A 23,401-nucleotide genomic window follows, 5' to 3' on the forward strand; every position below is an offset into this window, starting at 1 on the left:
GTATGTTTTGTTTATATCAAAAGAGTTTGAAGTATAGGGCTTAGAATAAATCAGATAAATTTCTATAAAGAAAATAAGTATATTATCTAATGAGTTATATTTGAGACAAAGTTTAGTTTACAGTCCCTGATTTTGTTTAGTTTCAATACATTTTCCATTAATTTTTATATTCTTATTATTAGCAAAGCCATATCCTTTTATATTATATGGAGAAGTTTTTGAAAACTCAACAGTAACATTAATATTTCCATCCTCAACTTTAAAAAGTGAAATTTCTTTAGAAAACCAATCAATCTTTGATTGTATATTTGGTAATATCAATTCTATTTTTCCAGAATCTTTATATAAAATTAATGCAGATGGTTTTCCATACCATTCTTTTTCTAGCGATAACTTTGCTTCTTTTTTAGCTCTTAATTCACCGTTAAATTCACGTGTTATTATGCAAGTATAATCTATTGTTTTCGAAAATAAATTAGTTAGTATAAATAGTGTAATTAAAATTGATTTCATATTTTATATGCCTTTTTAAATAATAAGTTAGATTATAGTATAAAAAAAAATTAGTATTCTGTAAAATAAATAATTATTAACTTTTTTATAAAAAAGATATTTTATATTAGGTTTACATAAGAGAAATATAAAATAATACCTATACATTATTGTAGATATTAATATGAAATAGAAAGATTAATGATGTACTAAGTTACAAAATATTATAAATTTTCAAACTCTTTTTTTAATAAATTTAATTTTTCATATTCATTTTTAGGTAAATCTAAAGCTAATAGTTTATCTAGTACTTTAATTTTATAATAGTCAATTTCAATAATATTTAAATAGTTTAAAGCTTCTTCAATACTTTTATTTTTAGCTATTGAAAAAACAATATCTACTGATAGATCTAAAGTTTCATGTGGTAATTCTCCAAAAACTTTATAAGTATTATTTATAAAATTAAGTATATCTAATGCTTTAAAAGGGTAGTTTTCAGAAATAGAAATGCCTACTTCTAGAATATAGTAAATATGGTATTTCATTTGTTTTTTATTGTAGTTATTCTTTAAAAGTTTAATTATATTATCAATTTCTACTTCTTCTTTATTGATTACTTTTTCATAAGCTTTCAATCCATAAAAATATTTTTCACTTAAATTATTTACTATTTCAAATGATTTAGTTTTATTTATGTGCAATAGTTCTTTTGAAATTTTATATAGAGTTAATTCAAACAATACACTATCATCAATATTTTCAATTAATTTAAAAGACTTTTCTAAATCTTTTTTAGCATAAGAGATTGCCTCTTCACTAATTTTTAATAATGTTTGATAATTCTTCACTTAAACTTATTCCTTACTTAAGTTAATTTAAAATCTTAATCAAGATGCCTATCTGTATTTAGTCCATAAATATTTTTAATCTCTTCAAAACTATTTCTTGCTTTTTTAGTTTCAAATACATATTTTTTTAGCTTAATATCTAAAAAGTCTATAACAGTATATTTATCTTTTGATTCATCTATTAATTTAACAAAGTGTTTGAAATCAACTATATTAACTCCATTAACTGATTTAACTAAATATATATATGGATTATATCCATCATTTATATTGTGGTTGAATTTTTCTACTTGTATTATCACACCTTCTTTAGCATGGCTTGCTTTCTCGTTAAATTTATAGAAGGTTTCAAACAGTGTAGCATTAAAACCATGTGTTGAAATATAATTAGATGTAAGAGGACTAAAAACTAATCCTGCAAAAATTAAGTATCTTGGTTCTTTAAATCTTTCATATTTAACTAATCTATTTCTTTGTTTTAGAGTATAATTTAAATCTATTGTTTTCCCATCTCTTAAAACTTGAATAGATACCTTTTGTCCAACAGGTTTTTTATGTAGTGCATAATTGATATTTTGAGCTCCATATTTAGTTTGAACTGTTCCATTATCAATGACTTTTTCTCCATCAATTTTTAATAGTATATCACCAAGCTTTAAATCTTTTTCACTATCTTCAATATCAGTAATTACTACACCTTTATCACCTTTCATATTGTAATAAGACTTTAAACTTTCATTTTGTAGATTTTGAAATGAAGTATCACTATTTTCAAATCCATCCACTTTTCCATCTTTTATATCTTCTAAAAAAGTATTTACAATTGTGGAAGGGATTATATAACCAATATTATCAGACTGATTTTTTAAATATGATTGCATCACAATTCCAACAATATTGTTATTATCATCTAATGCAGCACCACCACTATTACCACTATTTATTGAAGCATCAACTTGAATACTTAATAGATTTTCACCACTCCAAACATAATTATGAGTTTCAATTCTTGATACAATACCTTTTGTAGTAGATAAATCATATCCACCTATTGGATATCCAAGAACAGTTATATTATCTCCAGTTTTTATATCTTCTGTAAAATTAAGTGGCTTAGTATTTTTAAATAGTGATTTATCTTTCACTTCTAATATAGCTAAGTCTGCTTGATTAGATATATATTTTATATTAGCAATATATTTTTTTGAACTTTTATCTTGTGATACTTGAATAAACTTAGCATTAGAAACGACATGAGCATTTGTAATAATATAGTTATCTTTAATAATTACACCCGAACCACTTACTTGTATCCTTTGGCTTGTTTGCCAAGGATATTTATAATTTGGTATTGATGCTGAAACAAATACTTTTACAACTGAATTAATTGGTAGGTTTTGAGCAAAGCAAAATATACTTAGAGTTAGAATTAGCAGTAGTTTTTTCAATTTTCCCCTTGTGATTTTTAATTATGGTTAAATTTATGAGATAAGAATAAATTCATTGTTGAAGTTTTAGAATAATATTTTCAAATTGAATTCTATCATATATTCTTCTAGCAAGATCATCTGCATGGTATGCTAGTTCTTGATTCTCTTCTGGATTAATAGAATATCCTTCTTTTTCCAAAGCTAAACCAATCATAATAAATATATAATTTTTTACGTTAAAAGTATTAGTTGACTTTGAATTGTTTTTAACAATTAATATCATTTCTATAATTTCTGAGTTACTCATATTTTCAAATTCTATTGCCAATTTTTTCAAACAATTTTTTGCATTCTCCATAGTATTTTCAGTTTCAAGTTTTGCTATTGCTAATTTATATTCTTCTTCCAATTCTTCATCTGACATTGCATAAAGATTTTTTTTTGTATATTCTTGTTCAGATATATTTTCATTATTCTTTTGTACTAATTCGTAAATTTCATTTACTGTAGCATTAAAGGTATTTGTTGCTTCCAAATTGGCAGGTATATAGTCATTCACATTATGACCTAATTGAGAAAGCGCTAAATACAATGTTGTTGTGATTGATTGCTTAATTTCATCTTCACTTTCATTTTTATTGAACCCTTGAGTATATCTTGACGGATTTCTTAATGCATTTAGTCTTACTTGATTGATATCATTAATTAGATTTTTACTTTTACCCATAGATTTAATTATAGCCCATATAAACAATAATACAACAATACCTATTATGATTTCCATTTCAAATTTCCTTTTAGTAAATACTATAAATGTCTTTTTTATAGTACAAATAATTATATTAAATAAATGTTTTAAATGTCTTTTATTTGATAATAAATCTATAAATTAATAAGTAATTTTATTAAGTATGTTTATGTATGCTACAAAGAGGACTAATTTGTGTATGTTTTTATATATAAGAAAATACTAAATATTAAGATAATGTAGTTATATAAGTTATAGTTTTGTAGGTTTGTGTATGTATTGATTAAATGAGTATTTTTATAAATAGTGGTAAGTTTAAAAATTTCTATAGAGAATTATTTTATTAGTTGTATACATTAGAGTTATTTGTCACTTCTTAAAAGTTAAAAGACCTTTTATTAAAGTTCAGTCAATCGTTTTCAGTACTCAGTCGCAAAGCTCCTTCCGTTCTTCAAACTCTTTCCTTCCTTTATAAGGTCATTTAACTTTTATTGAGAGAAAGCTAAGTGCAATTAGTTTTAGTTGAAGTTTGTTATTTGATATAAAATATTAAAAAATACTTAATTGTCCCATTTCTCATTAATATAGAAATATATATTATAAAAGTGGGACAATTAGTTTAATATAAATTTATTAGTTTTCCCATTTTTTTCTATTAATGCAAAGTTTTTACTTTTAAGAGCTTCTAAAAATTCTTCACTTTTAGTTATTCTTGAAAAAGTCTGTTTTGGTATATTTAACTCTTTTCTCACTTCTGGTTGGTCAATTTCCATGACTTCTTTCTTTTTATCTTTTAAATATTCTATTATGGTTTCAATTTTTCCAGATACTTTAGTTTTCTTTACAAAGAATTCTGATTTTTTAGGAATCCATGAATTTATTTTAGATTTAGGGAATTGTGAATTAAATAGTTCTAACACTTGATTTGATGAAGGAGTATTGTTGTGAAACATATAAATTTCTGTAACTTTACAATCTAAATCATCTGTACTAATCTTTCTAGCTCTTGATCTCATTACAGCTTGTACTAAGTCATCCGCAATTTGTCTATTCTCATACTCTACTAAATCATTTTTATGAATTAAATCTAAACTTGCTTCTGTACTTCCTACAGCATTTACGATTTCATTTATATGGACTACTGGGTCTAGGTAGTTCCATCCTACTATCATTACTTTATTGCAATCACTCCATTCGTTTTTCCCTATATGATTTCCCCAGTGAGTAATTTTTACTTTATCATTATGACATTCACTTATTAAATATCTTTTAAATTTTTTATGACAAACTATCAATAGTTTATCTTCATTTTCTGATAGTATATTTTGAGCATATGAGGTATACAATTTTGCGTTATTAATAATATCATTATCTTTTAAATCTTTGTAAATAGCTGACCTAGATTGTGCATAGCCTATTGCTTGATATATTTTTAAATTTTCATATTTCCTAATTTTGTTTGCTTCAATATATGTTATATTCCCACCATATCTATTAGCTATATTGTAAAAATTATTGATGGTAGCAGTAGCATCTAATACTATATTTGCTCCTATCTTATTAATGATATTTTCAACGCTTACTAGTTTCTTTTCTCTTCCATATTGTAAATAATATACACCACTTATAAGTGTTTCTTTGATGTTACGAAGTAAGCTTTTAATTTTATAACCAATTGTTTCATAGAATGATTCATTATCCTTTATACCTATATCTTTTAGTTCTTCCAATAATTCTTTTTTTCTTGCTTCTAATAAAAGGTGTAAGGCTTCAATATTTTCATTGATATTTAGAGTTTTTATAAAACTTTCAATATATCCATCACATACAGAAATTTTTTCTTGATTAATTTTTTTATTATCCTCAATTGTTTTATTTAACATATTAAAATATTCTTCAAGTTGTAAAAAAAATTTTAAAGGATTATAAGTTATATTTTCAAGAGTTTTAGATTTTAAAATAATTTTGCTAAAGGTTTCTTTTAAATATATTAAGTCATATTTAGAGAAATTGTGTTGTTCATAAAAAGATAATTTTTCATCAATTGCTATTAGATCTCTTTTTTTGTTTTTATATAGTTTAAAAGTGTCAATATCAACTTTCTGATTAATAAGTTGAAACATTTTATGAGTTATAACAATACATCTATAGTTGGATAAATCCTTTTTCTCAACTCTTAAATCATTTTTAGGATTTTCAGAAGTTATTGTATAGCTACATCTAGCATATAATGGGTTTCTACTCATTTTATTAATAAATTTACAATATTCAATTGCTTCCTCAACTTTTGATACTACAATCATTGAAGACTGTTCTTGTAGTAGAGAAACATACATTTGTAGAGAAACACTTTTACCTAATCCAGTTTGTGCAGGATATATATACGATTGAGTTGAACCATTTGCATTTGCAAGAATTGAAAAATTAAATACTTTACAAATATCTTCTATTGATTTCGTTAATTTGTCTGATATATGGACATTTTGAGTTTTTAAGTATGATACAACTTCAGTAGATAAAGTATAAGGGCTAATAGGTGAAGAAGGAAATTTTAAGGGTGATAAAGCCTTTTTTAAATTAGGTTGATATAGTGCATCTTTTTCTACTAAGAAGTCTATATTTTTTTCTTGAACTTCATTATGCTTTAAAGCTATTTGCTGCTCATAATCAAGTAATTCTTGATATTGTTCATTGGTCATTAATCCTCCTTTTAAAAGGTATGTTTTAAGTTAGTTATATTTTATTTAGATAAGTAAAAATAATTTTCCACACTCTATTCTGTGGATAGAATGTGGATGATTTTGGATAAAAAGTGACTAAAACTACTAAGTCTTATAAAATTGTTTCTTTTTGTTAAATGACTAATTTTAATAGTCAAAACCAATTTATTCTAACCTCTACAAACCCGTCACTTAAAGGACTGGGCGAGGTTTCCAATAATCAATGCCCAACCATCAATTACAATAAAGAAAATTATCTTTATGGGCAGAGAAATCATAACAGGTGGAAGCATCATCATACCCAAGGACATTAAAATAGATGCTACAATAATATCAATTACTAAGAAAGGTAAGAAGATTAAGAAACCTATTTCAAATGCTGTCTTAAGCTCACTTACAATAAATGCAGGCATTAAAAGAGTTAATGGCACATCATCAATATTTTTAGGGTTTTCTTCTTTTTTTATTCTATAAAATAGCGCTAAATCTTTCTCTCTAGTATTTTTAATCATAAACTCTTTGAAAGGTTTAACTCCATTTTCAAAGGCTACTTCATAACCTATTTTTTCATCCATATAAGGAACAATAGCATCATCCCAAGATTTTTTAAAATATGGTTCCATAATAAAAATTGTTAAAATTAAAGATAATGAAATGATAATTTGATTAGGAGGTGTTTGCTGTAGTCCTAATGCTTGTCTAAGTAATGAAAAAACAATAATTAGTCTTGTAAAGCTTGTAACCATTAAAAGTAAAGTAGGGGCTAAAACTAAAAGAGTTAAGATAATAGCAATGTTGATTGTTTTAACAAATTGTGCTGGTTCTTCTAATGCTGCAATAGAAAGATTAATAACAGGTGGTGCAGCTTCTTCTTGTGCAAAAAGTAATGAAATAGAAAAAATTAATAAACTAAATATTAGTTTCAAATATCGTCCTCAAATAAAATAAGAAATTACTATATCGAAAAAGTTATTAAATCTCCAAGATATGCTTATTTTGGGTCTTTTATATAACCAAACTCATATAGTTTTTTATAAATATTTTTAACTAAAAAACCAGCTGCACTTCCACCATGCCCACCATGTTCAACAATTACTGTAACAACATATTTTTTGTCACCTTTAAATGGACCATACCCTGTAATCCAAGCGTGAGATCTATGATAGTATTCTAGTTCACTCTCTTTCATTCTTTTTTTCTCAGACTGAGGAATAGATACAACCTGTGCAGTTCCTGTTTTCCCCGCCATAGTAATAATACTATTTCTTGAATATCTGTATAAAGTTCCTTTTCTATGGTTATTTACTTCATACATTCCTTTTCTAATAAGTTCAAGATGTTTTTCATCGTGAGGAATCTCTAATGGTTCTTCATAACTATCTTTTGAAAAGTGTGGTTTAGGAAGTTTACCTGTTGCTAAAAATGCTGTATACCTAGCAATTTGCATTGGTGTTGTAAGCATTTCTCCTTGACCAATTGAAGTAATTACCGTCTCTCCTACATACCAAGGAAGATTATGTCTTTGTTGTTTCCACTCTTTGTTTGGATTTGTTCCATAGTGTTCATTATCTAAATCAATACCAGTCTTTTGTCCAATACCATATTTAGCAAGTGTTTCAGAAATATTATTTATTCCTATTTTTAGGCTTCCTTTATAGAAAAAGTCATCACAACTCTCTCTAATTGCTTTAGAGAAGCCAACTTTTCCATGTCCTCTTTGTTTCCAACATCTAAAGTTTCTTTTTCCTAAAGTAATAGCTCCTGTATCAAAAACAGTATAACTTGGTTTAATTCCATTTTCTAAGAAAGATAGAGCAACACCCATTTTTATAACAGAACCAGGAGGATATTTACCATTAATCAGTTTATTTGTGAAAGGGTGGTTAAAGTCATTTCTCATTTTATTCCACTCTTTTACTGAAATACCATCAACAAAGATATTATTATCAAACTCAGGGAAAGATCCAGCAGTAAGAAGCTCTCCTGTTTGAGCATCCATTACTATAACTGCTCCACCTTTTCCAGGGAAGTTTTCTTGGATATATTTTTGAAGTTCAATATCAATTGAGATAGTAAGGTCATTATCACTTGATGGTTTCTCTTCTTCTAATACTTCAAGCTCTTTATTTAGGGCATTTACTTTTAAGTTTTTAAACCCAAGTTCCCCTTGAAGTTTATCATTATAATATTTTTCAAGACCAATTTTTCCGATAATACCACTATGTTTTGAGAAAGGGTTTCTTTCAATATCTAATCTTGAGGCTTTACCTACATATCCAATAATATGTGAAGCATTTTGTTTATAAGGATAAACTCTTTTTACCTCAGATTTAATTTGTATATCATCAAGGGAGTTAAATAGAGTATATTTTTTAAAGAACTTATCATAAGGAATATACTTTACAACTTTTACAAAGTCATGTTTATAGGGTGAATCTGTTTTTTTATACTCTTTATAAAGCTTTTCTTTTTCATATTCTGGGAAGTGTTTATTTATTAGAGTAATTAGTTTTTCTAGTCTCTCTTTATTTTTATATGACCTTAAGTGAGGTTTTAAATTAATTGAGAAACCAAGCTTATTCATAGCTAAGGCTTTTCCATTTCTATCTTTTATGATTCCTCTATTTGGAACTTCATATACTTTTTTAATATAGTTTCTTTTTGATAGTTCTTCATAATAAGTATTTGATTTGATACTTAGAAAATATACCCTTGCAAGTAAAGTTAGTAATACAACAAGAATAAAAATAAATATTAATTTTAATCTAATCAAATGAACACTCCAAAGATTATTAAGTCAATAACTAAGTTTAAAAGTAAAATAAAGTTTAGTTGAATGCTCATTTCATTATTTAATGTCCATAAAAACACTAAACCACAATAAAAAACTACTAAATAAACATATAGGTTAGTTCCATCAACTGACAATACTCTTGATACATAGGGAATAACAAAGGCATAAATAAAAAAGCAAAGTAAAATTACAGAAAAGGGTTTAAATCCATTGTTTACCTCAATTATAACAGTTGTGATTCCAAGAAAAAATAGGGTGTAGTTGTAGTTTTTTTCCATACAAACATAAAAGGCAATAAATACTATACCAAGTAACATTATTGGAAAAAAGTATATAGATGAAACTGTATTAACAATCAATGCAAAAATACAAAATAAAAATATATAAAAAGGATTGTCTAGGTTGTTGATTTTCATTAGTAATATAGTTCTTCGTTTTTAAGGGATTATATTAAAACTATACTTACATAAATATCAAATTGTATCATTTGTTTTTTCAGAGTCTCTTTTTTTTCTTTCAAGAGCTGTTAAGTCATAAATAAAAGCAAAAATCTCAGATACTGCTTTATACATACTAGGAGGAATCTCTTTTTCTATATCAATAGCAGATAGAAGTTCAATAAGGTCTTCATCTTTTTTTATAGGAATATCATTATCTTGGGCAATTTTAATAATATTATTAGCAATTTCTCCCTTACCTTTAGCAACTACTTTAGGAGCATTATCTACTTCAATATCATACTCTAAGGCAACAGCTTTTTTTATCTCTCTTTCATTCATTTTATGCCTTTATATCTACCCCGAAACCAAGATTTATATTTTGATTATAAACATCAGTTTTTTTAACTTCTTCTTTTTTATCTTTATCAAAATCTAAAATATGGATATTTACAGGAATTAATTCAACAGAGTTCATAGCTCTTTTTAATTTAAAAATATTCTCTTTGATAGCTTCTTTAAAATGATCTTTTGTTGCATAGATTGTTAAGTCAAGTTTATTTTTATCATAAAGTCCAAGTAAAAGCTTTGTTTCTCCAAACTCTTTTAGGTTTAGATTAATTTCACAATAAAACTTTTCATCTTTTCCTTCTTTCATGGAAATAGAACCATCTTCTAACATATCCCAAATAAAAGGTATGTATACACTATTGCTATTTGAAACTAGTGATAAAAGTTGGTGATACTCTATTTGTGTTAGTACCTTATCAACTTGCTTTGCTGTATCACTTGCTTTGGGGTCTGTTGTATTTGTTGTTAGTTCTTCTTGCACCTTTAACAAAATAGCTTTCATATCATTTTGTAAGTTTGCATTTGCACCTTTGGGATTTTCACCTCTATTTAGAGTTTGTATAAAGTTTTGTGCTGTTTGTTCAAGTTTTACTAAGGCTTTATCTATTTTTTCAAAGCTTGCTTGGTTTGTATTTCCTTGATTTAGTTGTGCAACAGTTGTTTTTAAATCCTTCAATAAAGTTTCAATATTTGATGTTAGATTGTTAATGGTAGGTTTTAAATTTAAAGAATCCATATTTTTGTTTTGAAGTAGATTATCTATTTGATTTAATAAAGCTTGTTTATTAGGTAGATTTTTATCTAAGATAAGCTCATTTTTTAAATTTTGTAATATCTCTTTTACTTGAGTTAATGCTTCATTTTTCACTTGATTTGTTTGAAGTTGAGTTGCTAAGTTTTGTAAACTATTTACAATCTTATCAGGATTTACTGACTGCTTGTTCTGTAATGAGGCAACAACCTCTTTTAATGTAGCTAAGGTTTCACTCGCCTGGTTTGGAGTAGCTTTTAAAGTAGAAGTATTTATATTTGTATTAAGCTCTTTACTTTGAAGTAAATTATCTATTTGTTTAAGTAGATTTTGTTTATTTGGTAGATTATTATTTTGTAAAATCTCATTTTTTAGGTTTAACAATACATCTCTTGTATTTGAAAAGGCTTCGCTTTTATTGTGCATAAGCTTTTCTACTTGAGTTGAACCATTATCTATTTTTGATTGAGTTAATTGTACTTGGTTTGATATATTTTTTAAACTATTTGTTAGTTGTTCTAAGTTTGCAGTTTGTTTATTTTGTAATGATTTACCAAGAGTTTCTAACTGTGAAGTTAAAGTTTTTAAATCTTTTACAGTTTCGCTAGGATTGGTTTCTAGTCCTTTTAAATTTTGATTTAACAGTTTATCAATAGTTTGGGAAATGTTTTTTGCTTGTGGTAAATCAATCTGCTTTAAAATAGTCTTTATTTGATTTAAAATATTTTCCAACTCTTTTGGTAAAGAAGTTTTACTTTGTGTTTGAGAAAGCATCTTTGCTTCTAAAAATACTCCTGATTTTTCAAGGGAGTTCTTTAATACTTTTTCATCAATATTTCCAAGGTTTTTTAATAAAGCTTCTAGTTGTGGTTTAAACTTTTGAAGGCTCTCGTTTTGAGAAGTTTGTTTTAAAAGTGTTTCTATGTTTTTACTAAAATTTCCTAAGTCCTTAAATACAGTAGAGTTTTTTAGTAAGTTTTCAATTGAAGCATTTGTTTTAGTTCCTGTTTTAGCCTGTGTAAAAAGGTCTTTTAATATATCATCTACACTAATATCACCACTTTTTATATTTGCTAGAGTTTTTATATCAGCTTGTTTTAAAGCATCTTTCAAAACTTTATTATCATTTGGCAAAAGAATTTTAAGTAAATTATTACTAGAAACTATCATAATTTTAAGTATATCATAAAATATTATATATATTGACATCAAATTTTTATTTTTGTACAATCAAATTGATTAATAAAGGTTGAAGATGAAATTTGAAGTAGTTACTCCTATTGATGGCTTTGAAAGAGAAAAAGAGTTTGAATTATCTAAATTAGATGACTTCTTTTTTATGATAAAAGGTGTTGAAACTGGCGAAACTATTAGACTTATGAGCTTTGGAGCCCTAAAGTCTTTGGAGTTTGAACTTCCTGAAGATTTTGTAGCAAAGCTAGAAATAGAGAATATTTCTGATATTTCTATTTTTTACATATTTGTATTACAAGCTCAAACTTCTGATTCTTCAATGAATATTTTTGCCCCATTAATAATGAACAACAAATCAATGAAAATGGGACAAATACATTTAGATTTACATGAACTAGGTTTAGATAGTCTAAATGATATACTGCCAAAATTTTAAAAAAAGATTCGAATATTTATGCACGAAAAACAACTAAGAGTTAGATATATAAGAGTATTAGAGAAGTTCTTTACTAGAACTGTTTCTCTACTAAGATTAGAAAATTTTGATAAAGAGCTTTTTAAAGAGCGAACTAAAAAAAACTATGAAGATATAAAAAGAGTAAAGGCTGTTGACCTTAACTCACCTTATCTTACTCAGTTAATCGCATTTATCAATAAAACACTTCAATATGCTGAAACTTCTAGTGAAGAGTTTGAAGAAGAAAGAGCAACTTTGCTAAAAGAGGCTAATCATATTCAAAAAGAGAAAAAAAGAAGTACTTACAAAAAAGATAAACACAAGAAATCAAAATTTGATGATGGATATTAAGATTGTCAGAATCTATTAATGAAGAACACAAAACCTTTAATCTTTCGGGGGTTTTGAAAAAAGTTCTATATAAAAATGAAGAAAATAACTACGTAATTGCAGTCCTTGAAAACAACCAAAAAATTTGTGGTAACTATTATGATACTGAGATTGAGAAAATAGTTGGAGAAGAGGTTTTATTAAGGGGAAACTGGACAACACATAAAAAATATGGAGTTCAGTTTGAGTTTGAGACTTTAGAGTTAAAAGAAGCAGAGATGTTTTTTTTCTTAACTAAAATAGTAAAAGGTGTTGGAAAGAAGTTTGCAAAAGAACTTTTAGAAAAATACACAGAAGATGAACTTGTAAAAATACTAAATGAAAATCCAGGGGAGCTTTTACAGTTTAAAGGAATAAAAGAGAAAAAACTAGAAAAGATAGTTGCTTCTTGGCAAAAGTTTAAACACTTAAGAGAGCTAGGGAAATTTCTATCAAAGTTTGGTGTAACTTCAAATTTAATTAATAAAATCTATTCTCACTTTAGTGAAGTAGATAATTTAATTGAAAAAATAAAAAACAATCCATATATTCTTATAAATATAAAAGGTATTGGTTTTAAAAGAGCCGATGAAATAGCAAAAGCTTTAGGTATTGATCCAAGGTCTGATTTTAGAATTAGTGCTTGTGTAAACTATACTTTAAGAGAGTTTTGTGATAACAATGGAAACTCTTCAATTGATAAGTCACATTTATATAGACTCTTAGATGAAAATCTACATTTTAAAAATGAAGAGATTTTATATGAAAAAGTAGTTTCTGATATGCTTGTTGAAGAAGAAGTATTTCAAACTAGTGAACATAGAATCTCTCCTTCAATGTTATATTTTGCAGAGAGAAGGATTTTAGAGTTTTTTCAAAGAAGAGAAAACGAAAGAAATAAAAAGATAATTGCTTCTTTTGATGAATATATAGAAAAAAAAGAGAAAACTTTAGGTTTCACTTTAAGTGAAGAGCAGAAAAAAGCAGTTGAACTTATAAATGATGGTCATAAAACACTATTTTTAATTGGTTACGCAGGAACTGGTAAATCAACTTCAAGTAGAGCAGTTTTAGAATTACTTGAAGAAATAGTTGCTTATGATGATATTATAACTATTGCTTTAAGTGGTATTGCTTCTCAGCGAATATCTGATACAACAGGTTATAATAGTTCAACAATACAATCTTTATTTGTAAAACATGAGGATAAAGAGTTTTTCCCCCATAAAGTAATTTTACTTGATGAAGCTTCAATGGTTAATTCTGTTATGTTTTACAACCTTATTAAAAAAATCCATGATGATACAATACTTATAATTGTAGGTGATGATGGACAACTTCCTGCTATTGGTGCAGGTAATATTTTAGCAGATGCTATTAAATTTGATTTAGCACCAATTTGTAAACTAACAAAGATTTATAGACAAAGTGAAGACCAAGCTATTGCTGTTATAGCAAATGATATTAGGCAAGGGCAAGTCCCTGAATACAAAAGTGACTATAAAGATTTTGAATTTATTGATGTTTCTATAAACAATTATTATGCTGTAAAAAATTCAAGCTCTCAAAATGAGTTTTCAGATGTAAGAGCAAGAATAGGTGAGTCAATTTTAAATACAATTTTAAATATTTCTAGTCATTATATACGAAAATATTATGAATATATAAAGAAAAAAGAGATTTCTTCAGCTTTAACACTTTTTCAAGTAATTACTCCTATGAAAGCAGGAGTTTTAGGTGTGGAAAATCTTAATATGCAGCTTCAATCACTATTTAATCACTCTAAAAAAGAGGGCTATAAAAGTAAACTTTATGAGTATAAAATGAGTGACAAAGTTATTCATATTAAAAATGAGAATATGAAAGCTCAAACTATGCATATGTATAAAACTGGGTCTACTGATTTTATGGAAAAAAGAGTTTTCAACGGTCAACTTGGACTTATAATAAAGCTTGATACAGAAGAACAGAAATGTATAGTTTTATATCCAAATGATGATATGGTCGTATTTTATGAGTTTGATGAATTAAGCTCATTATTATCACTTGCTTATTGTCTAACGATTCATAAAACCCAGGGAATGGAGTATGAAAATGCTTTAATTCCAATGAGTTTTTCTCACTATATTATGCATAATACAAAACTTTTATATACGGCAATTACAAGAGCTAAAGATATGTGTTTTATTGTTGGAGAAGAAGAGGCTTTTAAGAGTGCTTGTAAAAGAATAGAAACAACAAAACGTGAATCTGTAATAAATGACCTTCTTTCAAAAAAACTTTAAAATAATTTTACCTTTATAAAAGTAATCTTTATGTATTATATCTAAAATTTTTTAGAGGATAATATTTTATGATAACGTGGATGCAAAGACACAAAAAGTGGCTTGTTATAACTATTTGGATAAGTACAATAGCTTTCGTAGGAGCTGGTTTTGTAGGATGGGGGTCTTACGACTACGGTTCTAAAGGCGGTGCAGTAGCTGTTGTTGGTGATAGAGAAGTAACTGTTGAAGAATACCAAAGAGAGTATTCAAGTCTTTACGACCAATATGCAAGAATGTTTGGTAATCAGTTTAATCAAGAGATGGCTGATAAACTAAAATTAAAAGATGCAGCATATAAGTTAATTATTCAAAAAAATCTTATCTTATCATTTGCAGATGAATTAGGTCTTGATGTTACTAATGAAGAGATTGCAAAACAATTAGTTTTAATCCCAGCATTTTTAAAAGATGGTAAATTTGATAAAGACACATACATCAAAGTATTACAACAAAATAGATCAAACCCAACAGAGTTTGAAGCTTCAGTTAAAAGAGATTTACTTTTACAAAAAGTTGAATCATTATTTCAAATTCAAGCAAATGATAAAGAGTTAGAAAACTTAAACAAACTTTTATTTGCAGAAGATAAAGTAAGTATCAAAATTCTAAATGCAAACAATGTAAAAGTTAATGTGACAGAAGAAGAGTTAAAAAAATATTGGGAAGAAAACAAAAATAGTTATGTTTCTGAACCAACTGTTAAGTTAGCAATTGAAGAAATCAATGTTGAGCAAGGAACTTTTTCTGAAGATGAGTTAAAAGAGCATTACAATAACTTTAAAACTGATTATAGACAAGAAGATGGAAAACTTAAATCATTTGATGAAGCAAAAGAAGAGATGATTCAAGTGTTAAGTGAAAAAGCTACAAAAAAAGAAGCTCTAAGAAAATATTTAAAACTTAAAAAAGGTGAAGAAAACTTCACAAAAGAGGTTGAAGTAGAAGAGAGCAAATTAGCATACTCTGCAGAAGGTTTAGAAAAAATTGATGGTGCAGTACCAGGAGATATTTTAAAACCATTTATTAACAATGGAAACTATGTAGTAGTTAAAGTTTTAAATAAAGGTCTTCCTAAACCATTATCATATGAAAAAGCAAAAGAGCAAGTAGCTCAAAACTATGAAGCAGTTGCTTTAAATAGAGCTTTAGAAAAACTATCTAACGAAGAGTTAGAAAACTTCTCAGGAAAAAGCTTAGGTTATGTATCAAGAGACTCTTATGAAAAGATTCCTGAACTTCAAGCACAGGAGGCTTTAACATTCTTAAACAAACTTTTCTCAAGCACTGAAAAACAAGGAAAAGTTAATTTAGGAAATAAAATTGTATTATATAAGATAGAAGATACAAGATTAGCACAATATGATGAATCTAAAAATGAAGCTGTTAGGTCAACAGTAGATAAATTATTAAATCAAGAGTTAATTAATAACTTAATAAAAAATTTAGAAAATAGGTATGAAGTACAATCTTCAATCTCTTTAGAGGAGTAGTAATTGAATAAAACTCTTTTAGCAATTGACATTGGTTCGTCTAATATAACAGCAGTAATTGCTAGAAATAACTTAGATTATAAAATAAATATATTGGGAACTGGCTCATCAAAAAGTAGTGGGATAAATAAAGGTGTAATATCAAACATTGAGGCTGCTTCAAAGAGCATAAAAGATGCTGTATTGATTGCTAAAAAAAATACAACTGAAGAGTTTGACTCTACAATTGTATCTATTTCTGGGGCTTATACTAAAGGTATTAGAAGTGCAGGAAGTGTAAATGTACCAAATGGATTAATCACTGAAAATGAGATTAATCAGGTACTTCAAATGGCACTTTATAATGCAACAATAATTCCTGAATATGAAGTTGTTCATGTTATACCTATCTCATATAAGATTGATGACTCATCAGATGTAGAAAACCCACTAAATATGAATGGTTCAAGACTTGAAGCATCTGTTTTTGTATTAACTGCAAAAAAAACAGCTCTAACAAATATCAAATCTGCAATGAAAATTGCAGGTCTTTCTGTAAATAACTTTATATTAGATGGTTATGCTGCTGCTATTTCTGTTTTAGATGAACAGCAAAAGAAGTTTGGTGCAACTGTTATTAATATAGGTTCTACAACTACTGAGTTTGTATGTTATAGAGGTCACTCTATGATTTATAATGGGTTTATTCCTGTAGGTTCAAATCACATTACAAATGACCTTTCTGTAATGTTACATACACCACCATTAGCAGCTGAAAAGATTAAGACTGAGTATGGTGATTTATTAAAAACTAGTGAAGAATTAACTAACAAAAAGATTAGAACTCCAAGAATTGGAGATGAAAAAAACTCTTCTGAAGTATCTTTAGAATATGTTCAAACAATTGTTCATGCAAGAGTTGAAGAGACACTATCTTTAGTTAAAAAAGATTTAAAGAAAAGTGGAATTCATGAAAGCCTTGGTGCAGGGATTGTTCTTACTGGTGGAATGAGTAAACTAAATGGTCTTAAAGAGTTAACGACATTAGTTTTTGATAATTTTCCTACAAAGATTTCAAATCCAGTTAATATTGAGAATGGATATTTGAGTTTTGAAGACTCAAAGATGGCAACTATTGTTGGTATTTTACTTTACTCTTTAGAACCTAACAGAGGTTTTGAGTTAGATTCAAATAAAAACTTAATCAAAAAAAGAAAAACAAACGAAAATACAGCTAAGATGGAAGATGATATTGCTTTATCTACTGCTAAAGAAAAAGTTGTTCAAAAAGAGCAGCCAAAAGTTAGAAGAGAACAAGATACAAGCGCATCTAAAACTAATCCAGATAGTGCAACTACACTTACTAGGTTGCCTGAAAACAGTAAAAAGAAAGGTGTAGGTAAGATCTGGAATATGATCACGGAGTGGTTCTAATGGATAATAACTTATTTAAGGTGGATGATATTAAAGTGGAAATGCCAAACAAAACTCTTTCAGATAATGTAGCCAAAATATCAGTAATTGGTGTTGGTGGCGGTGGTTGTAATATGATCAATCACATGATAAACGAAGGTTCTCATAAGATTGATTTAATTGCAGCTAATACTGACTTGCAAGTATTACATATATCTAAAGCACCTAAAAAGATTCAGTTAGGACTAAAACTAACAAAAGGTCTTGGTGCAGGTATGAAACCTGAGATAGGAAGAGACTCGGCTGTTGAAAGTTATGAAGATATCAAAACTGCTTTAAAAGGAGCAGATATTGTATTTATTGCTGCTGGTCTTGGTGGTGGAACTGGAACAGGTGCTGCTGCTATTATTGCTAAAGCTGCAAAAGAGATAGGTGCATTAACAGTTTCTGTTGTAACTAAACCTTTTACTTGGGAAGGTAAAAAAAGAGCAGGTCTTGCAAATCTTGGATTAGAAGAGATTAAAAAAGTATCTGATTCGATTATTGTTGTTCCAAATGATAGATTACTTGAGATTATTGATGAAAATGTAGGAATGAAAGATGCCTTTAAAATCATTGATAATATTCTTTATCAAGCAGTAAATGGTATGACAGAAGTAATTCTTACTCCTGGTAACTCTGATATCAATACTGACTTTGCTGATGTAAAAACAATTATGCAGCATAAAGGTATGGCTTTAATGGGTATTGGTAAAGCTAAAGGTGATGATGCTGCTCAAAGAGCTTTAGAAGATGCAATTGAGTCTCCATTACTTGATAAAGTATCATTAGGTGGAGCAAAAGGTATTTTAATTCACTTTAATATTCACCCTCAAGTATCACTATTTGCAATTAATGATGTTATGTCAAAAATTCATGAAACAATCGATTCAAATGCAGAGATTATCTTTGGTACAACATCTGATAACACACTAGAAACAGATGAAGTTAAAATCACTATTGTAGCTACAGGTTTTGAGTCTAAAAATGATGATCCAATAGTAGAGACAGAAGAATCAAGTGACAATAAAACTAAACAGTTAAATCCAGATGATGAAAACTATTTAGATATCCCACCTTTAATGAGAAACTATAGAATGCAATATAGTTTAAATAGAGAGTAGAAACTTTTTTTCTACTCTTCAAATATAACTACATCATAAGAGCTTTTTTTAATAACTAATGCTTTAGAGTTTGGAACAATTCCAAATTTATTTATATCTTTCATTTTTGCCTGATAAGAAGTAACTTCATTTTCAAGCTTTTCTATTTTTTTATTTAACTGTAGTATTAAATCCACACCTGCAAGGTTGATTCCTAACTCTCTTGTTAATGTAAGCACGTACTTAATATGGTCTATATCTTTTTGAGAATATAGTCTTATCTTTCCATTTGTTCGAGAAGGCTTAATTAAACCTTCTCTTTCATATTGTCTTAGTGTTTGAGGATGAATATTTAATATCTCTGCAACTGCCGAAATCAAGTATACTGGTTCATTATATGCATTAGTATCCATAATATTTCTCCTAATATTAGTTTTCAGGAAGTTTTTCTTTTAAAACTTCTTGGAAGTCTTCATCTAAATCTTCAACTTTTGGTAAAACAATATTTGCTTTTAAATGAAGATCTCCTTTTGTTGATGTTTTTCTATCTAATACTCCAAGCTCTTTTACTCTGAACTTTTGATTTTGTTTAGTATTTTGTGGCACTTTTAAAGTAATTGTTTTATGAATAGTCTTTATCTCTACTTTTCCACCAAATAGTGCAGTTTTAAGTGGTATATCAAACACTTTAGTTAGTGTTGAACCATCTCTTTCATACTCTGGGCTAGAAGCTACATTTATCTTAATGATTAAATCTCCTCTTTGTCCTTGGTATGATTTACCTTTTCCTTTAGCACGTATTTTTTGACCATCATTAATTCCTTCTGGAATCTTAACATCAAAAGAGTCACCATTTAAAGAGATATGTTGTTTACCACCTAAAACAGCTACATCAAAGGCAACTGTAATTTGTGCTTGAGTATCTAAGTCTGGTTCATCAAAACCTTGGTTGAATCCACCAAAACCTCCAAAACCACCTTGAGAGAACCCAGAAGAACCAAATCCTCCTCCTTGTTGTCCAAACATTTGTCTTAAAATCTCATCTAAATCAACACCCTGTCCTTGACCTCTTGCAAAGTCATGGAAGTTTTGACCACCAAACATTGAATCACCAAATTGGTCATATTGTTGTTTCTTTTCTTGGTCACTTAAAACTTCATATGCTGCATTTATCTCTTTGAATTTATCTTCAGCTCCTGCGTCTTTGTTTACATCAGGGTGATACTTTCTTGCTAATTTTCTATATGCTTTTTTAATTTCATCAGCGCTAGCATTTTCACTAACTTCTAATGTTTCGTATAAACTTTTTGCCATTTTTTGTCCTTAAAAAAGTCCCTTTTTTAAAGGAACCAAATAATTTATGACTACTTTTAGCGATGGAAGTAAATTCCATCTAAAGTAGCAAACCCTAAAGGAACAACGAGTTGTTCTTATATTAAGGCTTGATATATTGTCTATATTTTACCATAAACTTGAGTCAAAGTCAATCAAGTTTATTTACAAAATAGTTTAACTTGAGTCATAAGTGCTAAATGAAAAATAGAGTTTTAAGAGTTTTTAATCATATTTTAGTAATGATTCACCTATGTTTGAAAAAGATGAATGGACACAGCAAGAGCTGTTTAAATATACAAAAGAGTTAGATAAACAAGGTATCAAAGTTGTACTTATTGATACAGTTTTAAAACCCTTAGAAAAGATTGAGACAATAACTTATAACCCTTATGAGATGAATGATTATCCAAAAGGCAGTGTATTTGTCTTTTACTGTGATACTGGAAAAACAACTAAAGAGAGACTAAACTACTATAGAAATAAATTCCCTGATTACAAATGTATTAGTCTAAGAGGTGGAAGAGGTTATTGGCGACCAAACTATCAATTATTAGAAGAGATGAATTAATAAAATGAATAAAACCTATAAATATATAATTATTGGAGCAGGAATTGCAGGTTGTAGCACTGCTTATTTTCTATCTAAATACAGTAAATCGATTTTACTTATAGATAGAAATTGTGATTTAGCACAAGGAGCAAGTGGAGCAGCTGGAGCATTTCTTTCTCCTTTATTAGGAAAACCAAATAAATTTAAAGACTTGGTTACTGAAGCTTTAAAGTTTTCAACAGAGTTTTATAAAGAAATTACCCCTAAAGAAATTACTAATTGTGGAGTAGTTAGGATACCAAAAAATAACGAAGATGAAGAAAAATTTCAAACTTATAAACCCTATATGGATTTTGAATTTTCTCAAGAAGAGAAGGGCTATTTTTTTGAAATTGGTTCACAAGTTAACTCATATAATATCTGTAAAATATTAGCAAATGATATAGAAAAAAAGTTTAAATATGAAGTTGAAAGTTATAAAAAAGAGAATGAATTTTGGCTTATAAATGATGAAATAAAAGCAGAGAATTTGATTATCTGTACTGGTGCAGATGTTTCATTAATAGAAGAAAAATATTTTAATATAAGAGCAGTCTGGGGACAAAAGATAGATATAGAATCTACAACTTGTATATCTAAAAACTACCATAAGGCTTGTTCACTTTCACATTCAACTAAACTTGAAGATAAAAACACTTACTTAACATCAATTGGTGCTACACATAATAGAATAGATTGTGATTTAAGGGTTTGTAACTGTTGTTTAAGAAAAAAAGAGTTAAGTGATATAGAGCATGATACTTATACAAAAGAGCTTGTAATGAGTAACACTAAAGAGCTACTAGAAAAAGCAAATGATATAAAACTTATACATGAACCAAAAGTTGTTGATGTTAAGATTGGACCAAGAGCTTCTAGTGTTGATTACTTTCCAATGGTTGGAAAACTTGTTGACTCTAAAAAAACATTAGAAGAGTTTCCTCATTTAAAAAATGGCTCTCATATTAAAGATGAGATGATTAGTACAATTGATAACTTATATGTACTAAATGGCGTAGGTGGAAGAGGCTATGTTTTATCCCCTTATTTAGCAAAAAAGTTAGTTGATAAAATAGAAAAAAATAATTTTTTGAACGTGGAGATTTCTACACATAGATTATTTAAAAGATGGGTTAAAAAATTATTTTAATAAATCATTAATTTTATATTGATATTATCTTGTGAATTTTTTTAGGAAGGACTAAAATGGCAAATTTATTAAAAGTGATTTTTTTAGGTTTAGTTGGTTTTGCTCTACTTGTTTTCTTTACAGCAGAGAAACCAAAACAAATTGTAGCAAATGAAAATGTAGTTAATATTGTAAAGTATGATTCTTTACCTTCGGTTTTTGAAATTGTAGGAAAAGAAGATAAAGTTAAAAAAGAAGACCTTATTAAAAAAGGTGAAAAGACTTTAGTTGTTGTTGGTAATCATGATTCTTTATCAGTAGTAAAAGAGTTACCAAACTACTTTGAATTAAAAACTCCATATATCATGGTTGCAAATATTTCTGCTGCACCTTGGTTTGTAAAAAAGATGTTTATCCCTGGTAAACTTGAAGAATTAAATGAAGGTTCAAATGTTCCTATGATTTATGACTTTGAAGGTGATATGGTAAATACTTTAAATGTAGTTGATAATTCAAAAACAAAGTTTGTTGCATTTGTTGTTTCAAAAGAGGGAGCAATTTCAAAACTTTATGAAGGTCAAGTAAAAGAGGGTGCTTTAGATGGTTCTATGACAGAAGAAGAAAAGAAAAAAGCACTACAACCACTATTTAACTCACTAAATAATATATAAGCTCACATTAATCTAATTAAGACAATTTTTGTCTTAATTAGAAAATCTACATAATTTTTATTAATTTCTTTTTAAGTTAATTTTGTATTATACTTGTACAGATAAAATATTTTAAAAGGATTATAAATGAAACACGAATTAATGAAATTACCATATGAACTAGATGCTTTAGAGCCACAAATGTCAAAAGAGACTTTAGAGTTCCATTATGGTAAGCACCACCAAACATATGTTACAAAATTAAATGGTCTTATTGAAGGAACTAAATTTGAAAATCTTTCTTTAGAAGAGATTGTAAAGAGTTCTGAAGGTGGTGTATTTAATAACGCTGCTCAAGTTTTAAATCATGATTTCTTTTGGAATGGATTAACTCCTAATGGTTCTGAGATTCCAGCAAATGTAGAAGCAGCATTAACAGAAACTTTTGGTTCTGTAGACGGATTTAAAGAAGAGTTTACAAATGCAGCAGTTAATAACTTTGGTTCAGGTTGGACTTGGCTTGTTAAAAATGCAGAAGGTAAGTTAGAAATCGTTTCTACTTCAAATGCAGCTACTCCTGTAACTTCTGGATTAACTCCATTATTAACATGTGATGTGTGGGAGCACGCATACTATATCGACGTAAGAAATGCAAGACCAGCATACTTAGAAAACTTCTGGGCTTTAGTTAACTGGAACTTTGTAGCAGAAAACTTAGCTAAATAAATATAATTTAAAATAAAAGAGGATTTC

22 protein-coding genes are annotated in these 23,401 nt (G+C 27.6%); 10 read left to right on the top strand and 12 right to left on the bottom strand.

Features of this window, described 5'->3' with window-relative positions; all coding sequences use genetic code 11:
- Positions 1 to 117 precede the first annotated feature (117 nt).
- The 10 genes from CRV03_RS01500 to CRV03_RS01545 form a co-directional block, all read right to left on the bottom strand.
- A complete protein-coding gene (locus CRV03_RS01500) occupies positions 118 to 513 on the bottom strand; it encodes a hypothetical protein (RefSeq protein WP_129083371.1) in 396 nt (131 codons plus the stop codon).
- 203 nt (positions 514 to 716) lie between these two features.
- Positions 717 to 1,343, bottom strand: coding sequence for a hypothetical protein (locus CRV03_RS01505; RefSeq protein ID WP_129083372.1), 627 nt, complete (start codon positions 1,341 to 1,343; stop codon positions 717 to 719).
- Positions 1,344 to 1,378: 35 nt separating this feature from the next.
- On the bottom strand, positions 1,379 to 2,791 hold the full coding sequence (locus CRV03_RS01510; RefSeq protein ID WP_129083373.1) for a S1C family serine protease: 1,413 nt from the start codon (positions 2,789 to 2,791) through the stop codon (positions 1,379 to 1,381).
- A 52-nt stretch (positions 2,792 to 2,843) separates the two neighbouring features.
- Positions 2,844 to 3,557 carry a hypothetical protein gene (locus tag CRV03_RS01515; RefSeq protein WP_129083374.1) on the bottom strand — a complete coding sequence of 238 codons (714 nt, stop codon included), beginning with the start codon at positions 3,555 to 3,557 and terminating at the stop codon, positions 2,844 to 2,846.
- Positions 3,558 to 4,135: 578 nt separating this feature from the next.
- Positions 4,136 to 6,220, bottom strand: a complete 2,085-nt coding sequence (locus tag CRV03_RS01520; RefSeq protein ID WP_129083375.1) for a hypothetical protein — start codon at positions 6,218 to 6,220, stop codon at positions 4,136 to 4,138.
- 209 nt (positions 6,221 to 6,429) lie between these two features.
- Entirely contained in the window at positions 6,430 to 7,167 is a 738-nt protein-coding gene (gene fliP, locus CRV03_RS01525; RefSeq protein ID WP_129083376.1) for a flagellar type III secretion system pore protein FliP, read from the bottom strand.
- Between the two features lie 65 nt (positions 7,168 to 7,232).
- Positions 7,233 to 9,011, bottom strand: coding sequence for a penicillin-binding protein 2 (mrdA, locus tag CRV03_RS01530; RefSeq protein ID WP_129083571.1), 1,779 nt, complete (start codon positions 9,009 to 9,011; stop codon positions 7,233 to 7,235).
- Positions 9,011 to 9,451, bottom strand: a complete 441-nt coding sequence (locus CRV03_RS01535; RefSeq protein WP_164968594.1) for a hypothetical protein — start codon at positions 9,449 to 9,451, stop codon at positions 9,011 to 9,013. Before CRV03_RS01535 ends, mrdA begins: the two co-directional genes overlap by 1 nt.
- 57 nt (positions 9,452 to 9,508) lie before the next feature.
- Positions 9,509 to 9,814 (bottom strand): EscU/YscU/HrcU family type III secretion system export apparatus switch protein, encoded by a 306-nt coding sequence (locus tag CRV03_RS01540; protein WP_129083378.1) that lies wholly within the window; start codon positions 9,812 to 9,814, stop codon positions 9,509 to 9,511.
- Between the two features lies 1 nt (position 9,815).
- Positions 9,816 to 11,687, bottom strand: a complete 1,872-nt coding sequence (locus CRV03_RS01545; RefSeq protein ID WP_164968595.1) for a flagellar hook-length control protein FliK — start codon at positions 11,685 to 11,687, stop codon at positions 9,816 to 9,818.
- Between the two features lie 142 nt (positions 11,688 to 11,829).
- Here CRV03_RS01545 and fliW point away from each other — a divergent pair, with 142 nt between their 5' ends.
- The 6 genes from fliW (at position 11,830) to ftsZ (ending at position 18,966) form a co-directional block, all read left to right on the top strand.
- Complete coding sequence (fliW, locus tag CRV03_RS01550) at positions 11,830 to 12,204, top strand: flagellar assembly protein FliW (RefSeq protein ID WP_129083380.1); 375 nt, start codon at positions 11,830 to 11,832, stop codon at positions 12,202 to 12,204.
- Positions 12,205 to 12,222: 18 nt separating this feature from the next.
- Positions 12,223 to 12,576 carry a hypothetical protein gene (locus tag CRV03_RS01555; protein WP_258238972.1) on the top strand — a complete coding sequence of 118 codons (354 nt, stop codon included), beginning with the start codon at positions 12,223 to 12,225 and terminating at the stop codon, positions 12,574 to 12,576.
- 2 nt (positions 12,577 to 12,578) lie between these two features.
- Positions 12,579 to 14,879, top strand: coding sequence for an AAA family ATPase (locus tag CRV03_RS01560; protein WP_258238973.1), 2,301 nt, complete (start codon positions 12,579 to 12,581; stop codon positions 14,877 to 14,879).
- Between the two features lie 68 nt (positions 14,880 to 14,947).
- Positions 14,948 to 16,411, top strand: coding sequence for a peptidylprolyl isomerase (locus tag CRV03_RS01565; protein ID WP_129083382.1), 1,464 nt, complete (start codon positions 14,948 to 14,950; stop codon positions 16,409 to 16,411).
- 3 nt (positions 16,412 to 16,414) lie between these two features.
- Positions 16,415 to 17,824 carry a cell division protein FtsA gene (ftsA, locus tag CRV03_RS01570; RefSeq protein WP_129083383.1) on the top strand — a complete coding sequence of 470 codons (1,410 nt, stop codon included), beginning with the start codon at positions 16,415 to 16,417 and terminating at the stop codon, positions 17,822 to 17,824.
- Positions 17,824 to 18,966: a cell division protein FtsZ gene (gene ftsZ / locus CRV03_RS01575; RefSeq protein WP_258238974.1), complete on the top strand. Its 1,143-nt coding sequence runs from the start codon at positions 17,824 to 17,826 to the stop codon at positions 18,964 to 18,966. The genes ftsA and ftsZ overlap by 1 nt, the downstream gene beginning before the upstream one ends.
- Positions 18,967 to 18,977: 11 nt before the next feature.
- Here ftsZ and CRV03_RS01580 read toward each other — a convergent pair whose 3' ends face one another.
- Together CRV03_RS01580 and CRV03_RS01585 are read right to left on the bottom strand one after the other, a co-directional pair.
- Positions 18,978 to 19,358, bottom strand: coding sequence for a heat shock protein transcriptional repressor HspR (locus CRV03_RS01580; protein ID WP_129083384.1), 381 nt, complete (start codon positions 19,356 to 19,358; stop codon positions 18,978 to 18,980).
- A 16-nt stretch (positions 19,359 to 19,374) separates the two neighbouring features.
- On the bottom strand, positions 19,375 to 20,259 hold the full coding sequence (locus CRV03_RS01585) for a DnaJ C-terminal domain-containing protein (protein ID WP_129083385.1): 885 nt from the start codon (positions 20,257 to 20,259) through the stop codon (positions 19,375 to 19,377).
- A 271-nt stretch (positions 20,260 to 20,530) separates the two neighbouring features.
- Here CRV03_RS01585 and CRV03_RS01590 point away from each other — a divergent pair, with 271 nt between their 5' ends.
- The 4 genes from CRV03_RS01590 (at position 20,531) to CRV03_RS01605 (ending at position 23,374) form a co-directional block, all read left to right on the top strand.
- Positions 20,531 to 20,848 (top strand): hypothetical protein, encoded by a 318-nt coding sequence (locus CRV03_RS01590; protein ID WP_129083386.1) that lies wholly within the window; start codon positions 20,531 to 20,533, stop codon positions 20,846 to 20,848.
- 4 nt (positions 20,849 to 20,852) lie between these two features.
- A complete protein-coding gene (locus CRV03_RS01595; protein ID WP_129083387.1) occupies positions 20,853 to 22,019 on the top strand; it encodes an FAD-dependent oxidoreductase in 1,167 nt (388 codons plus the stop codon).
- Between the two features lie 56 nt (positions 22,020 to 22,075).
- Positions 22,076 to 22,669, top strand: coding sequence for a hypothetical protein (locus CRV03_RS01600; protein ID WP_129083388.1), 594 nt, complete (start codon positions 22,076 to 22,078; stop codon positions 22,667 to 22,669).
- A gap of 126 nt (positions 22,670 to 22,795) precedes the next feature.
- Positions 22,796 to 23,374 carry a superoxide dismutase gene (locus CRV03_RS01605; protein ID WP_129083389.1) on the top strand — a complete coding sequence of 193 codons (579 nt, stop codon included), beginning with the start codon at positions 22,796 to 22,798 and terminating at the stop codon, positions 23,372 to 23,374.
- The last annotated feature ends 27 nt before the right edge of the window (positions 23,375 to 23,401 follow it).

Source organism: Arcobacter sp. F155 (assembly GCF_004116455.1).
Lineage (GTDB): Bacteria > Campylobacterota > Campylobacteria > Campylobacterales > Arcobacteraceae > Halarcobacter.